Source organism: Exiguobacterium sp. s35 (assembly GCF_018617535.1).
GTDB classification, from domain to species: domain Bacteria; phylum Bacillota; class Bacilli; order Exiguobacteriales; family Exiguobacteriaceae; genus Exiguobacterium; species Exiguobacterium aestuarii.
Genome location: NZ_JACSKI010000001.1, coordinates 214,875 through 229,086 on the forward strand (window position 1 = coordinate 214,875; position 14,212 = coordinate 229,086).

A 14,212-nucleotide genomic window follows, 5' to 3' on the forward strand; every position below is an offset into this window, starting at 1 on the left:
TTTCAAGTGGGTGGGATAATTAGTAGTGAAGACTAAAAATAGGGAGGACCATACATTGCGTAAATTTATGCATGTTGCCATTATCTTCATTTTACTACTTTCGTTCGTCCCTCGAGAACATTCTGTAGAGGCAAAAGATTCACCTAAATATAAAGTACTCTTCTTAAGAGACGCTTATTCAGCAAGCAATATTGTATCTCAAAACGCATTTAATACGGCAGTCGAAAATTACAAAAAAACGTTAGCGACCGGACAAAGTACGCTAGCGAACTTAGAGATTGAATTTATGACGGTCAAACAATTTAATGCAGCGCGTTTTCCGATGGATGGAGCTTATGATGCCATTGTATTGGCCAGTAGTCCTCTCGAAGATCAACAAAAATACCAAGATAATTTGAAGGAAGTAAATAGTCTAAAAGGCAAAGATAAGAATAGTCGTTCAACGGCTCACAATACCACATTGGTTTTTAACGACTTAACTGATTTGAAGCTTAGAGAAATAACTGACTTTTATGTAAAGACCGGGTTACCTGTCTTTCTTCATAATGATGTATCGTTCGGTGGAGAACATGTGAAGCAATTGACCACATTTAAAGAGTACGCGAACGTAAAACAATTCGAAACGGATCAAGCGCTGGTTCAGGAATTATCAAACCAACCGAGTATCCGTCCGTTGTTATCCAATGTCGAAGTGGCCTACAATCAAAAACCGCTTGTGAATCAAACGATTGAGATTAAGAATGAAGTGCGTCAACCGCTTCAATTCAACTATCAATTAGTCGCTCCCCCAACATCAAGTACAATCGTTGAGTTGTATATTGATTTTAATCACAATGATCGCTTTGAAGCTGAAGATAAAGTAAGAGAAGTGGTCGCAAGTTCAACAGGGCAGCTCGAATTTTCGTTATCTCGACCGACGTACACCGGACCGAAAAATTGGATGATTGTCGCTAAAGACACGGTGACGGGGCGTAAAGATTATAAAAAAGGAACGTTCCTTTATATCGACAAAAAGGTCGAAGCTAATATTTTGCAGTTGACCGCAGGAACAGCGACTAAAGGTAAGATTTCTGACTATTTGTCTAGTATGCTGAAGGATAGCAATGGACAGTATCAATTTACATTGAACAATGGAACGACGAGTGATTTTCAAAAAGGCGTATTCAATCAGCAATTGAATGCGAACGAGTATGACATGTTGATTTTTGGCTTCGAGGACTCGTACAACAACAATGGAAGTATGAACGTCGCGGCAACGTCTAAAGTCAAAACGTTTTCTGAAACGGGTCAGGGCGTCATGTTGACGCATGATACCATTTATCGTTCTGGTGGTGGGAATTCGGCCACTTCGGAATGGGAGCGTCAATTTGTGAATTCAGATCCCGCTAAAAATATTTCCGGGCAAAAAATCTATACGAACATAGGCTATCAAGCACCACAACTAACGAGAGTGATTGAAAAGGTACAGGATGGTATTTTTACATCTTATCCATATGCGTTGAACGATGCGCCTAAGAGTATCTCTCAAACGCATAACCAATATTTCACGCTCGATTTAAACGACCCTGAAGTTACGCCTTGGTATAACTTGTCTTCGGATAATTCGAGTAAGGATCGATCTTATGGAGATGCCAACAACCATTACTATACGTACACAAAAAACAACTTCACCTATTCAGGAGCGGGTCACACCAATCAGTTTTCGGTTGAAGATGAGAAAAAAATCTTTATTAACACGATGTATCGTGCCTTTATCGGTGCCAACCATAAACCGTACAACGTCATCGAGTCTGTCAGCGATTCAATCAACTCCTATACCTCTTCCGACATAAAAGGGGGAGCGATGGAAGTGACGGCGGGACAAGACATTAAATTGATGTGGCGCCCGAGTGACTACGATTTCCAGGATTTATTCTTGAAATCGACTATTACGTATAATGGGAAGTCGGTCGCATTTGAAGACTTACGAAACTACGAAGTAAAAGAGTTTACGATTCCTGCGGCAGACGTTGTCGCGGACCGACCGATTGAAGTGAAAATTGAGACATCCGATCAACGGAATGCGAAAGTGATCGATACGTTTACGATTGATGTGAAGCGTGCAGAGAACGTATCAGACTTGATTCAAGTATCCCGTTCGATTGATCCGTCGACAATCAATTTGTATGAGACGGGAACGATTAAATATCAGGTTCAATACCCAGAACAATTTGATCGATCAAAGAATCAAAAAGGCGACAAATTCTTAAGAATTGATTCGACGACCTTCACTGAAAAGTTGCCGAAACAACTGGAAGTCGTGGCGATTCGAGATGCGAATGGGAAGGAATATCCAATCTCGAACTCAAATGAAATCAACCTAGAGTTACATCCGAATTTGTATTACGAACGTAAAGGGAACACCAACATCCTTCTACCAGAGGAGAGTGGTGATCGAACGATTCAGTTTGAAGTGGTCGTTCGAGCCATCGAGTCATCGTCTTCGCTCATTCACCTGAAAAAGGAAGATAATCAGTTGTCGACGCTCATCGAATATTCGAAGAAGCAGGGTCATATTTTAGATAAGCACAACGAATGGGATAAAGAACAAACGATCCAATCCTCGTTCGCGGACTTACTGATCAACATCGGATCCCCTTACGCTTACGGGGCAACGATACCGGACGTTACTCTCCAAATTGGTGCTCAACAAGTAATCAGTCCAACGATCACCGATTCAAATGGAGAGGCTTATTCGAGCCCTAAATGGAAAAGTTTGAAATGGGAAATCGTTGATGCTAATGGGATTGCCAAACTAGCTTCTCAAGGGAATAATGCGACTGTGACCGGTCTGAAAACAGGCAGTGCAACGTTGAGATTGACAATTGACCCAGGAGATGGGAAACCGCTCGTAGTGGCGAAGTCGAACCTGAAGGTCATCAGTCCTCCAGAACAACTCACAATTCAATCGAAGGAGCTATATGTCGGTCAAACGACTACGGTCACGCCAAACGTGATGCCGGTGACGGCACAATACAAATCGATTCGTTATGTCGTCGAGTCAGGTGAAAGTGTACGTTTTGAACAAGAGGGAAATAGTTTAAAAATCGTTGGACTAAAACCAGGTATGACCAAGTTCAAAGCCACTGTCGATGTCGGTGATTTCTTCGGCGGGGTGACGATTTCTCCACCAAGTACCGTCTTTACTGTCAACGTCGTTGCGCCGTCGTTGAGTCAGACGCCAAACCAAATCGACTTATGGGTGTGGGATAGTCTGGACGAAGAAAAACGAGTGAATGAAGTCGGAACGATTCAAGTCACTTCGTCACCGATTGTATCCATTCCATTTAAGCAAGTCAGTACAGTCCCGTCTGCATTGACAGTGACGCAAAGCGCGACAGGGTATCAATTACGCGCCAATCATGGATATGGGAACAATGGGGTCGTTACGGACATCCCGTTACAAACAACGTTTGATGACGATGTGTTGCGTAACATTCGTTCCAATCTTTCAATCGTTCGTGTGAATGAATATCCGAACCAACTCATGTCAAAAGATATGACCATCAATATCGGTGAAGGGAAGGCGCCGCGCTCCCCACTACTTGAGTACTGGCCAACAACTTCGACGTGGCGTGATTATCGAATGGAGATTGTATCTGGTGAAGAGTACGTCCAAGTCAGTGGCTCAGGAAAAGAGCTGATTCCTGTAAAACCAGGAGTGGCCAAAGTAGAGGTGTACACGACGCTTCCGGCAGGAAAAGCGTTCGAAGCAGTCAAAGATACCTTTTATGTACGCATCATCCAAACGGACGCAGAAGGACAGGATGATGACCGTTATTAAGTGAATGACAGAAAGTTGGCGAATGCATGAATCGCAAGCGTATCTTGATTGGAATCATCGGATTGGTTCTCGTTTGTGGGGTGGGGGGGCTCCTATATTGGAGTCAATCCCAGCCGGAGATCTCACAGTTATCTGGTGATTCCTTATTAAAAGAACTCGATCAACGCTCCTCCGTTACGGAAGCGGAGTTGACGGATTTACAAACGAGGGAAGAGTGGGATGCGGTCCGACTCGTCCTACAAGATCAGAAAGTAACGCCTACATCCGAACAGTTTGCAACAGCAGTGACCCTTGCTCCGTTAGACGTGATTGAGGCTTATTTTCAACAAGAACTTGATCCGTTCGAAGAAGTGAATGGAATGCCGATCATCACTCCATTGTTCAGTGAAAATGGAAGTCGTGAGCAATGGGAGTTGGCTATGCGTTATGTCGAGGATGAGCGGATGCTCGGAATCGCCGTCGACTCGTTAAATCTCGAGGCGGTCACACACCTTCTGGACGAAGGCTATACAATCGTCGATCCCGAGACCGTTTTAATGCAGCCGGTACGCCATAACCAAGTCGAGTTGACCAAACTCCTCCTCGACAACGGTGCAAGATGGACAAAGACGATGGAACAAACGGCTAAAGACTACAATTCAGACCTCATTCTGAAAATGGGGAACTAAAAAAATCGGCTTCTTCTCGAAATGAGAGGAAGCCGATTTTTTTAGTTCAATTGAACAGGATGACTGACAAAGAACTGGAGCTGGTTCGTGACCGGTAGCGTTTCGAGCTGATTGAACACGGCATCGTTATACGTCAACTTTAATCTCGACTCTTCAGCACCTTGTGAGGGGAAATGATTCAGATTGTCGAAATATTCTTGAGGACTTAATCCTTCTGCATCTACAAATTTCCCGCGGAAGACGTTCACTTCAAGTGGCCCTTTACTGTAGAGCCCCCCGTTGATTTCTAGAATCGAACCGACTGCGTAGACCTTCGTTTCTTCCACAGAATCACTGTACATGAACGCTTGGAGTGTCGTCGGTGTATCATCAAATTCGTTGATCCGATTCAATAAAATCTTACCCTTCGATAAGAGGATGAGTGAGTTCCCTTTCGCTGCATCAATGGGAAGAATGTTGGCACGGTCGATGAACGTATCGCCGAGTGCATACACCGTCGAGTTAAACGATACGTTCCCTCGAATCGTCAAGTTACCTCTGACAATCAATGGTCGTTCGATTGTCAGTTTGTCAATCGATTCAATCACGACGTTCCCGTCAAACAAGAGAGGCGCATTTGATTCCGTGATGGACTCGGTGACGTACATGGGACGGTCGAGGATGAGATCAGGTCGTGTTAAGATGGTCGGCTCCGATAAACGGTTGAACGCATCTGCATTCAAGTATGGCGTCGGTCGCTCGATAATCGATGCGCCATCTTCCGATAAAATTCGTTCGAGCTCGAACACTTCCTCGGTCGAGGCAATTAAACCTTCTTCAAAGATTTTTGATTGAACGTTAGCTGTATACGCGAGCGGCGTATCGAGACGTCGGTTCAAAAACTCGATGATCGAATAGTCATATTGGAACGGTGAGAAACTACTTGGTGAGACTCCTACATCGGCCATCTCGCCAGCTCGCTCGTCTCCGGCGGTGAAATAGTTCTCCTGTTGGCAACTTGCACAACTTCCTTGATCGGATAAATCAATCCGACCATCTAAATGGAACAAACTAGAGTCCAAGTTTTGAATCGTAAGTCGCTCGGGACCAAGTTGATAATTCGCATCTCTTATGAATGTGAGCGGTCCGTTTGAATACAGATTTCCTTTGACCGTCGGCATCCCGTTCACGTCCAACTGTTCGTCAGACCCGAGTACGTAATACAGGAAGGACGGGAGTGCCGTCAAATAGAGGTCTTGAGTATATTCGACCGAAAGTTCGGGTTGCTCCGGGTTTACTTGTCGGGACGCCGTGACGTTCACTTGCAGGATGGTGGTGAACGGTGCCGTCTGCACGGCGGTATCGGTTGCATCTCGCTTCAGTTCAATCGAGTAGCGGACCGCGCTATCTGTCGTCAACGCCGTGAACGGTTCATCGCTGACAAGAAGCGATTGTACTTTGCTTATAAAAGCTGTTTCGGATTCCATATGAGCCGGGACCTCCATATCGCCATGAAGCGGGAACTGGGTCCGAACCTCATCGGCAATGAGTCGAAGCGCACTTTTCGCGTCTTCATTCAGTTGTGTGTCTTCTGTCCGAATGACCGTCAGTTTGTTCGTCGCAAGGTTGACTTGCATAGCAGCGAGCGACAAAACAGCCAGGGCTGCCATCGTTACGAGCACAAGCACGAGGACGTAACCGTCTTCACGTTTTCGCATCAAGATACCTCCTTTCCTTAAAATGGGATCGAACTTTCGAACGTGGTCACCGAATCTGGGTCATTCGTCTGACTCAAGTCCATCTCGATTTCAATCAACCCTCCAGTCATATATGTCGGGCGTCTTGGGTCAAAGATAGGGTCCTTCAATTCAATGGTCATCCGTTCCACAATGATTTGGGGATTAGACGGAGTGAATGAATCGGGTGACAGCACCAACTCGCTCGGGACGTATCCGGCCTCTCTGTAAATCATTCCGGCATCGGAGATACCAGGTGCGGACAAGCGATGAAACTGGAATGTCCCGTCGACCTCCGTCACCGCATCAAATTCGGTCCGGTTCACGTCAGAGAGGACCGATGCGATCAAATAATCCGCCTCACTCCGAAGTTCACTCGTTTCGTTTGTCATCTGAAAGCCGAGCGTTCCCGTAATGAAGGCCGTGATGATGACCCCGCTTAAAATCGATGCGACGACGACCGTGACGAGCAACTCGACGAGCGTGAAGCCGTCTTCACGTTTTGTTTGATCAGTCAGTTGTCGGTACAGCCGTCTCAGGGAACGGTTCGCGTAATGTCGCATTCGATATGACTCCTTTCAAGGTGACAGGCGTTTGAAGCCGGTCGGTCGTCACCGAGATTTCGACCTCGATTGTGTGCCCGGGTACGGTAGACAACGATTGAATCGCTGCGACGTACGTATCCCCATGAATCCGTGTGTCTTCACAAAAATCGCATGTCGAACTGATCCCGTCCCGATTCAGCAATTGGCGTAATTCGAGCGGTTGCTCGATCGTTGCGGCCCGGCGGTTCAACGTATGTAAGGTGTTTTGAGCCACTTGGTTGGCAATCGTTTGATTGAGACTGTCATGGGTCGTCTTCAGACTTTGAGTGAAAATGGTAAGTAGGGAAAATGAGACAATCGAGAGAACGACGATGGAGACGAGTACTTCGACGAGCGTAAAACCTTTTTCGTTATGCGACAAAACGTTGACCTCCTATTCAAAAAAAGTAAAACAATCGGTAAATAACGTATGGAATAATGAATAAATTGTTATTTTTTGTACAATACATATTATACTAAAGTTACACACTGAACGGATACAAAGAATAGTGGACATATAAGACATAGGGGGATTTTTACATGAAGCGGTATGGGATGCATCTTTTTATTCTGATCGGACTAGTCGCACTCGTGACGTTGCCGACAATCGGACTCGTCAATTACTTAGATGCGTCCGCCGAATCAAGTACTACATATACAGAAACAACCGTCGCAGGCGTCGATGTTTCCGGAATGACGAAGGAAGAGGCTGACGTTCGTCTCGATAACGCCATCAAAGATTTCAACACGATGCCGTTTTCGGTCAATCTGATGGACGGGACCGTCATTGAAATCGGAAAAGAAGTCGTGACGTTCGATGTACCGAACACGCTCGATGCCATCACAGATGAGGGTGAATACCCACTGTTGACCGCAATCGATGAATCTAAAGTTGAACCTTATCTCGATGGTCAACCTGTGACGATGACGATGATTGCCCCGGCATTGATGGAAGCGGCATCGATGCTTGAGTCAACGGTCGCATTGGAACAAGTCGCTGCAGAGAGTGAAGTCGTCGCTTCGTTTACCGTGAGCCCGACTCCGGCGATGCAGTCCACGCTCGATCGAATGAACGGATTCGAGATGGCAGCAGGTGATATCTTTAGTCTCAAATCGTTCGGGGAAGACTTTGAGGCGCTCACGACGCTCGGCTCTTCATTTTATCGCATGTTCGCTGCCACACCGTTCGCCATCCTTGAACGTGTGCCTCATGAGACGCTTCCGTCTGGTGTCGAACTCGGATATGACACGAAAGTAGACGCCCGCTCGAACTTTGCGGTGCAAAACCGTGAGAAGTCATCATACGCCATTCTCGTTTTAAGTGAAGGGAATGCGGTGACCGTCCAATTACTCGGGCAACCGTTTGAATCGGCTTACGAGGCGCGAGTGGAAGAAGTGACTTCGGTTCCTTATCAAAAAGTCGTCCGTTTCTCTTCGTCACTTCCGTCAGGCAGCTCATCGATCACACAATCTGGACAATCTGGCCAGTCAGGTAAGTTGTACCGTGTCAAAGTGACGGAAGAAGGAGAAACGATGGAGTTGCTCGGTTTTGATTTTTATGCCCCGACACCAGAAATCGTTACGAAGAGCTCGGTACCACTTCCGCCACCTGAACCGGTGGAACCGGTCATTCCAACATTCCCGGATGAAGAGGTGGAAGAAGACCCGACTTTTGACGATGAAGTAGATGACAACTTCGAAGAACCACCCGTATTAGAGGAAGACCCTGCAGAACAGGAGGCAGTCGGATGATCGGTTATATGATTTTACTAGGCTTTTGGGTATTGGCTACGCTCACGCTGTTTGCCTTGTCCGTCCCATCGATGAAGAAGCGTGAAACCAAATTACTCATCAGTTTATGGACGGCCGTTCTATCTGCTGGGATTTACTTTATGATCACGGAAGACTTGACCCGTTCATGGTGGGCGTGGTTCATACTCGTTGTCATATTGATTGGTGGAGTGACGGCTAGCACTTTCGTCGAAGAGAGGGAAGTCGAGCAAGAGGAGGCTCCTCAAAGGATGGTGAAGTAACGTGAGACGAACGAAACGAAGACTCGGCGAGATGCTCATCGAGGCCGGACTCATTACGACGAGTCAGCTCGATGAAGCGCTCGAACAAAAACGCCCCGGTGAAAAACTGGGGGATACACTCATTCGGTTGAACCACATTACCGAAACGCAATTGATTCAAATGATTCATGAACAACTGCATGTGCCGATTATCGAGCTGTATGCTCAGGATATCAACGTGACGGTCACGAAGCTCGTGCCGAAAGCATTGGCACAAAAACATGACGTCATGCCATATCAGTTAATCGGAAACACGCTTCATATCGCAACGGCCGACCCGCTCGATTTGATTGCGATCGATGATGTCCGTCTGCAGACCGGGATGAATATTGAGATTGGTATTTCGACACGTGAACAGATTCGGAAGACAATCAGTCGTTATTATGAGATGGATCATTCGCTCGTCGAGATTTTAAAAGAAGATGCACCGGAAATGGATCAACAAGAAACGATGAATCGGGACGATGCCCCGATCATTCGTCTCGTGAACCAAATCTTCCTGAGTGCAATCGATCAACGAGCTTCAGATATCCATTTCGACCCACATGAAAAACAACTTCATGTCCGGTTTCGGATTGACGGAGATTTACGTACGGAAACGATTTATCCGAAGAAAATTCAAAGTGTCATGCTGACACGCCTTAAAGTGATGAGTAACCTCGACATCACGGAAAGTCGTCTTCCGCAAGATGGACGGATCAAGTATACGTTGCGAAATCGTGCCTATGACTTCCGTGTGTCGACGCTCCCGACGATGTACGGGGAGAAGATTGTTATTCGAGTGCTTGACTCGTCACAAGGGCTGACAGATTTGACGAAACTAGGGTTCGGGGAACGAAACGAGCAAGCGTATCGCGAAATGCTCAAACGTCCGAACGGAATTATTCTCATTACCGGTCCGACCGGTTCAGGAAAGTCGTCGACTCTCTATGCCTCACTAGTAGAGTTGAATGACGAGACGAAAAACATCATCACGGTAGAAGACCCGGTCGAGTATCAGCTCGATGGCATCAACCAAGTCCAGGTCAACTCGAAAGTCGGTTTGACGTTCGCTTCCGGTCTACGTTCGATTTTACGACAAGACCCGAACATCGTCATGGTCGGAGAGATTCGAGACACGGAAACAGCCGAGATTGCCATTCGGGCCTCACTTACGGGGCACCTCGTTCTGTCGACATTACATACAAACTCGGCCATCAGTTCTATCACCCGTCTCGTCGATATGGGGGTCGAACCCTTCCTCGTCGCCGCTTCGACGACCGGGCTCGTCGCGCAACGTCTCGTACGACGCGTCTGTCGTGACTGTGGTCAGGCAGAGCCGGTCTCGAAAAGTGAGCAACGCCTATTCGAAGCAGAAGGCATTCACATTGACCGAATTGTTCGTGGAAAGGGATGTTCTTCGTGCAACTCGACAGGATACCGAGGGCGTCTCGCCATCCATGAAGTAATTCCAATCAACGAAGGATTACGACGGATGATCATGAACCAGGCGACCGAGTCCGAGATGGTGGAATATGCGAAGTCACAAGGGGCGACGTTCTTATTGGCTGACGGGCTAGAAAAAGTCGCAGCCGGATTGACGACGACGGAAGAAATATTACGAACGGTCATTACGGAGAGTGCTTATGATTAATCAATCGATTGAAGTCATCTTGACGAATGCGGTCGAGCGACGCGCATCAGACATTCATTTGACGGCGGGTTCTCCACCAATCATCCGGGTGGATGGGAGTCTGATCACGATGGGTGAGGAGAAAGTATTGCCTCAACATCTTGAAGGATACTTAAAAGAAATTATGACGGAAGACATGCGGGAACGCCTCGAACATGAGCGTGATCTCGACTTCTCGTTCGGGGTGCCACGTGTCTCACGCTTCCGTGTCAACGCCTATTATCAGCGGGGAACGATTGCGATCGCATTTCGTTCCATTTCCGGGGAAATCCCGACATTAAATGAACTCAACTTGCCGACAGTGTTGAAGCGATTAATTGAGAAGCCGCATGGTCTTATCCTCGTAACGGGGCCGACCGGTTCTGGGAAATCGACGACACTTGCGGCGATGATCCACGAGATCAACCGAACGCAACGTAAGCGAATCATCACGTTAGAAGATCCAATCGAATATTTACATTCACACGATCAAAGCATCGTCGACCAACGTGAAATCGGATCGGACGTCATGAAGTTTGTGAGCGGTCTACGAGCCGCTTTGCGGCAAGACCCAGACGTCATTTTGCTTGGGGAGATGCGTGACTTAGAAACGATTTCGACGGCGATGACAGCAGCTGAGACGGGGCACCTCGTCATGGCGACGCTCCATACTTCGAGTGCGATGTCGACTGTGAGCCGAATCATCGATGCGTTTCCGGCTGAGCAGCAAGACCAAATCCGGACGCAGCTCGCGAACGTTTTGCTCGGCGTCGTCAGTCAACGATTGTTCCCACGGATTGACGTGCCGAAAGGCCGTGTCGCCGCCATGGAGATCATGCTAGGAAATCCGGCGGTCGCCAACTTGATCCGAAATGAAAAAGAGTTCCAGCTTCCGACCGTCATCCAGACGAGTCGCCAGCATGGCATGCAGCCGATGGATGCCGCGATTGAACAGCTCGTACGGCAAGGGATCATCAATCCAAACGCCGTCCCGACAGAAGAGATGAGGTGATGAGTGATGGCGATATTTCAGTATGAAGGAAAGCTCCTGAACGGGAAGCGCAAGAAAGGTCGCATCACGGCCGTCTCGCTTCGGGAGGCAAAAGATAAGTTACGCCAAGAATCGATTCTCGTGACGGACTTGTCCGAACTCGAGTCGACCGGACTAAACAAAGAGGTCAACATCCTACCGGAACGGGTCAAGATCGAACATCTGATCATGTATGTCAGACAGTTCGCGACGCTCATTCGGGCAGGGGTGCCGATTGTCCGCGCGACATCCATCTTGCGGGTACAGACCGAGTCGAAAGTCTTGAAGAAGACACTCAGTCAAGTCGAGGACGATTTGAAAGAGGGGATTGCCTATTCCGAGGCGATCAAAAAGCATCCACGCGTCTTTTCGAACTTCTTCAGTTCAATGGCACTTGCCGGGGAGACGAGCGGGAACTTGGAGGAGGCGCTGGACCAGATTGGGCTCCAACTTCAGAAACAGTATGATGTGAAGCGGAAAGTCATCTCTGCCCTTACGTATCCGTTGGTCGTCTCGATTGTCGCCATTGGCGTTGTCGCCTTCTTGATGGTGAACGTCGTTCCGACGTTTGCGAGCATCTTCGGTCAACTCGGCGGTGAGCTTCCGCTCATCACGAGAATCGTCGTCGCCGTTTCAGACTTTATCGCTGCGTTCTGGTGGCTCTTACTCGCCATCGCCATACTCGGGGTGTTTGTGTTTACTTGGATGCTGAAGCGGGACCGAGAACGATTCGTCATCGACCGCTTGCTGCTCAAGATGCCGATTTTCGGACCGATTGTGACGAAATCGCAAATCGCGCTACTGACGCGAAGTTTAGCCGTCCTGTTACAAGCAGCAGTACCGATTTTAACGGCCATCGAGATCACGGAACGTATCGTGTCGAACCGCGTCATTCGAAAAGGATTGACGGAAGCACGGGAAATGATGGCGCAAGGGATCCCACTCCACGAGCCGCTCATGCGCAACTCGAACTTCCCGCCGCTCATGACGCAAATGATTGCGGTCGGAGAAGAGAGTGGAGATTTGGACTCGATGTTAAACGAAGTCGCCGAGTTTTATGAGACAGAGGTCGAGACGACGACGGACCGACTCAAGTCGATCATCGAACCGCTGTTGATTGTCGTTTTGGCGAGTGTCGTTGGTGTGATTGTCATCTCCATTGTCGTTCCGATGTTCCAAATCTATGGTGATATTCAAAATCAGTAAACTAAATATGCAGAGTTTTGAAAATATACCTTTTCAATACTTTATTTAGAAGGTATAGTAAAATTGTTCTACTTCTAGTTTAGGTATTTTGTAATAAATCTAGCTTACATGCAGCACAACACACAAAAGGGGAGAATGAATCATGGTAGAGAAGTTGAAAATGATTTGGCAAGATGCCAAACAATTAAAAGATGAGCGTGGACTTACACTCGTCGAGCTACTCGTCGTCGTTGTTATTTTAGGAATTATCGCAGCCATCGCGGTTGTTGCGATTGGTGGTATTATTGAGAACTCGAAGAAAGATGCAATGGTTGCTGATGCCAGACAAATGATTTCAGCGGCAAAACTCTACAGTGCGTCTAATCCAGGAAATCATGATTTGGTATTTCTTAAAGCAGGAGCAACAGCTTCTGATGACCCAACTCAAGAAGAAGGATATAAATATATTTCAAAATTAGAAGATCCTTTCAATGATGCTTCTTATAAATCTGGTTCAGTAGCAATTACTGAGTCTGGAGGTAAGTATACGTATACTGTTACTCTTAAAGGCTCAAAATTTAACATCAATGGTGTAGAAGAAGGATCTCTAAGTAAGTCTTCTTTATCAACACCGTAACATTAACTCCGGCTGGCGCTGGGCACTCGCTCAGCCTAGCCGGTTTTCTTTTTTTGGCATATACTGACAAAAGGAGGATCCTGCATGATCGAATTGATTGGATTCTTATATAGCATCGTCCTCGGGGCGGTCATCACGTCGTTCACGAACGTCGTCGGGCTCCGCGTGCCACGTCAACAATCTATCGTGACACCGCGCTCACATTGTCCGTCTTGCGGTCACGAATTGTCACCGTGGGAACTCATCCCGATTTTCGGCTATCTTGCCCTTCGTGGGAGATGCCGTGGGTGTGGCGAGCGGATCGCGCCGACGTACCCGATCTTTGAATTACTCGGAGCCATCGGATATGGCTATAGCTATACACTTTACGGATTTAGTGTGACGACGCTCCTCGCGTTCGCTTTCTTATCGACGTTGTTGGCGCTCGCAGTATCTGATCTATCAACGATGCTCGTACCGAACGTCATCTTGCGGATCACGGCACCGATCTTACTCGTCCTTACCTATGTGGCAGGAGCTACGTGGTGGTCACCGCTTGCTGGGGCGCTCCTCGGATTTTCTCTTTTAGCGACTGTCTTTTTCGTCTCAAAAGGGGGACTTGGGGCAGGGGACGTCAAATTGTTTACTATGATTGGTCTCGTGCTCGGTCCTCGTGATGTACTCGTCGCTCTGTTCTTGTCGAGTTTGATCGGAGCGGTTGTCGGAGTGGGCTTGATCGCCTCAAAGAAAATTGGACGAAAACAACCGATTCCGTTCGTACCATCGATCGCGCTCGGGACGATGTTGACGTTTTGGTTTAGTGAAAGCTTTTTTGATTGGTATTTTGAGTTGATGTAGGGGGAAAACG

12 protein-coding genes are annotated in these 14,212 nt (G+C 47.5%); 9 read left to right on the top strand and 3 right to left on the bottom strand.

Annotated features, from left to right (window positions below):
• The first annotated feature begins 55 nt into the window (after positions 1–55).
• Complete coding sequence (locus KNO75_RS01110; protein WP_214819397.1) at positions 56–3,823, top strand: DUF5057 domain-containing protein; 3,768 nt, start codon at positions 56–58, stop codon at positions 3,821–3,823.
• Between the two features lie 26 nt (positions 3,824–3,849).
• Complete coding sequence (locus tag KNO75_RS01115; RefSeq protein WP_214819399.1) at positions 3,850–4,491, top strand: ankyrin repeat domain-containing protein; 642 nt, start codon at positions 3,850–3,852, stop codon at positions 4,489–4,491.
• 41 nt (positions 4,492–4,532) lie between these two features.
• Here the strand turns inward: KNO75_RS01115 and KNO75_RS01120 are convergent, their stop codons facing one another.
• From KNO75_RS01120 to KNO75_RS01130, 3 genes are read right to left on the bottom strand one after another with little or no spacing between them, the layout of a single operon-like run.
• Positions 4,533–6,188: a hypothetical protein gene (locus tag KNO75_RS01120; RefSeq protein WP_214819401.1), complete on the bottom strand. Its 1,656-nt coding sequence runs from the start codon at positions 6,186–6,188 to the stop codon at positions 4,533–4,535.
• A 17-nt stretch (positions 6,189–6,205) separates the two neighbouring features.
• Positions 6,206–6,769, bottom strand: coding sequence for a prepilin-type N-terminal cleavage/methylation domain-containing protein (locus tag KNO75_RS01125; RefSeq protein WP_214760533.1), 564 nt, complete (start codon positions 6,767–6,769; stop codon positions 6,206–6,208).
• Positions 6,717–7,172, bottom strand: coding sequence for a prepilin-type N-terminal cleavage/methylation domain-containing protein (locus KNO75_RS01130; RefSeq protein WP_214760535.1), 456 nt, complete (start codon positions 7,170–7,172; stop codon positions 6,717–6,719). The genes KNO75_RS01125 and KNO75_RS01130 overlap by 53 nt, the downstream gene beginning before the upstream one ends.
• A 158-nt stretch (positions 7,173–7,330) precedes the next feature.
• Between KNO75_RS01130 and KNO75_RS01135 the strand changes: the two genes are divergently transcribed.
• From KNO75_RS01135 to KNO75_RS01165, 7 genes are all read left to right on the top strand, one after another.
• Entirely contained in the window at positions 7,331–8,542 is a 1,212-nt protein-coding gene (locus KNO75_RS01135; protein ID WP_214819403.1) for a G5 domain-containing protein, read from the top strand.
• The gene (locus KNO75_RS01140; RefSeq protein ID WP_214819405.1) at positions 8,539–8,823 is read left to right on the top strand and encodes a hypothetical protein; all 285 of its coding nucleotides are present in this window, start codon (positions 8,539–8,541) and stop codon (positions 8,821–8,823) included. The genes KNO75_RS01135 and KNO75_RS01140 overlap by 4 nt, the downstream gene beginning before the upstream one ends.
• 1 nt (position 8,824) lies before the next feature.
• The gene (locus KNO75_RS01145) at positions 8,825–10,495 is read left to right on the top strand and encodes a GspE/PulE family protein (protein ID WP_214819407.1); all 1,671 of its coding nucleotides are present in this window, start codon (positions 8,825–8,827) and stop codon (positions 10,493–10,495) included.
• Positions 10,488–11,525, top strand: coding sequence for a type IV pilus twitching motility protein PilT (locus KNO75_RS01150; protein WP_214819409.1), 1,038 nt, complete (start codon positions 10,488–10,490; stop codon positions 11,523–11,525). The genes KNO75_RS01145 and KNO75_RS01150 overlap by 8 nt, the downstream gene beginning before the upstream one ends.
• A 6-nt stretch (positions 11,526–11,531) precedes the next feature.
• A complete protein-coding gene (locus tag KNO75_RS01155; RefSeq protein WP_214785280.1) occupies positions 11,532–12,749 on the top strand; it encodes a type II secretion system F family protein in 1,218 nt (405 codons plus the stop codon).
• A 142-nt stretch (positions 12,750–12,891) separates the two neighbouring features.
• On the top strand, positions 12,892–13,365 hold the full coding sequence (locus KNO75_RS01160; protein ID WP_214819411.1) for a prepilin-type N-terminal cleavage/methylation domain-containing protein: 474 nt from the start codon (positions 12,892–12,894) through the stop codon (positions 13,363–13,365).
• An 84-nt stretch (positions 13,366–13,449) separates the two neighbouring features.
• Positions 13,450–14,202, top strand: coding sequence for a prepilin peptidase (locus KNO75_RS01165; protein WP_214819413.1), 753 nt, complete (start codon positions 13,450–13,452; stop codon positions 14,200–14,202).
• Positions 14,203–14,212 lie beyond the last annotated feature (10 nt).

Excerpts from the sequence above, each read along its gene's own strand:
- KNO75_RS01165 (WP_214819413.1), top strand. The coding sequence starts at position 13,450 with ATGATCGAATTGATTGGATTCTTATATAGCATCGTCCTCGGGGCGGTC.
- KNO75_RS01125 (WP_214760533.1), bottom strand. The coding sequence starts at position 6,769 with ATGCGACATTACGCGAACCGTTCCCTGAGACGGCTGTACCGACAACTG.
- KNO75_RS01160 (WP_214819411.1), top strand. The coding sequence starts at position 12,892 with ATGGTAGAGAAGTTGAAAATGATTTGGCAAGATGCCAAACAATTAAAA.
- KNO75_RS01140 (WP_214819405.1), top strand. The coding sequence starts at position 8,539 with ATGATCGGTTATATGATTTTACTAGGCTTTTGGGTATTGGCTACGCTC.
- KNO75_RS01115 (WP_214819399.1), top strand. The coding sequence starts at position 3,850 with ATGAATCGCAAGCGTATCTTGATTGGAATCATCGGATTGGTTCTCGTT.
- KNO75_RS01135 (WP_214819403.1), top strand. The coding sequence starts at position 7,331 with ATGAAGCGGTATGGGATGCATCTTTTTATTCTGATCGGACTAGTCGCA.
- KNO75_RS01150 (WP_214819409.1), top strand. The coding sequence starts at position 10,488 with ATGATTAATCAATCGATTGAAGTCATCTTGACGAATGCGGTCGAGCGA.
- KNO75_RS01120 (WP_214819401.1), bottom strand. The coding sequence starts at position 6,188 with ATGCGAAAACGTGAAGACGGTTACGTCCTCGTGCTTGTGCTCGTAACG.
- KNO75_RS01155 (WP_214785280.1), top strand. The coding sequence starts at position 11,532 with ATGGCGATATTTCAGTATGAAGGAAAGCTCCTGAACGGGAAGCGCAAG.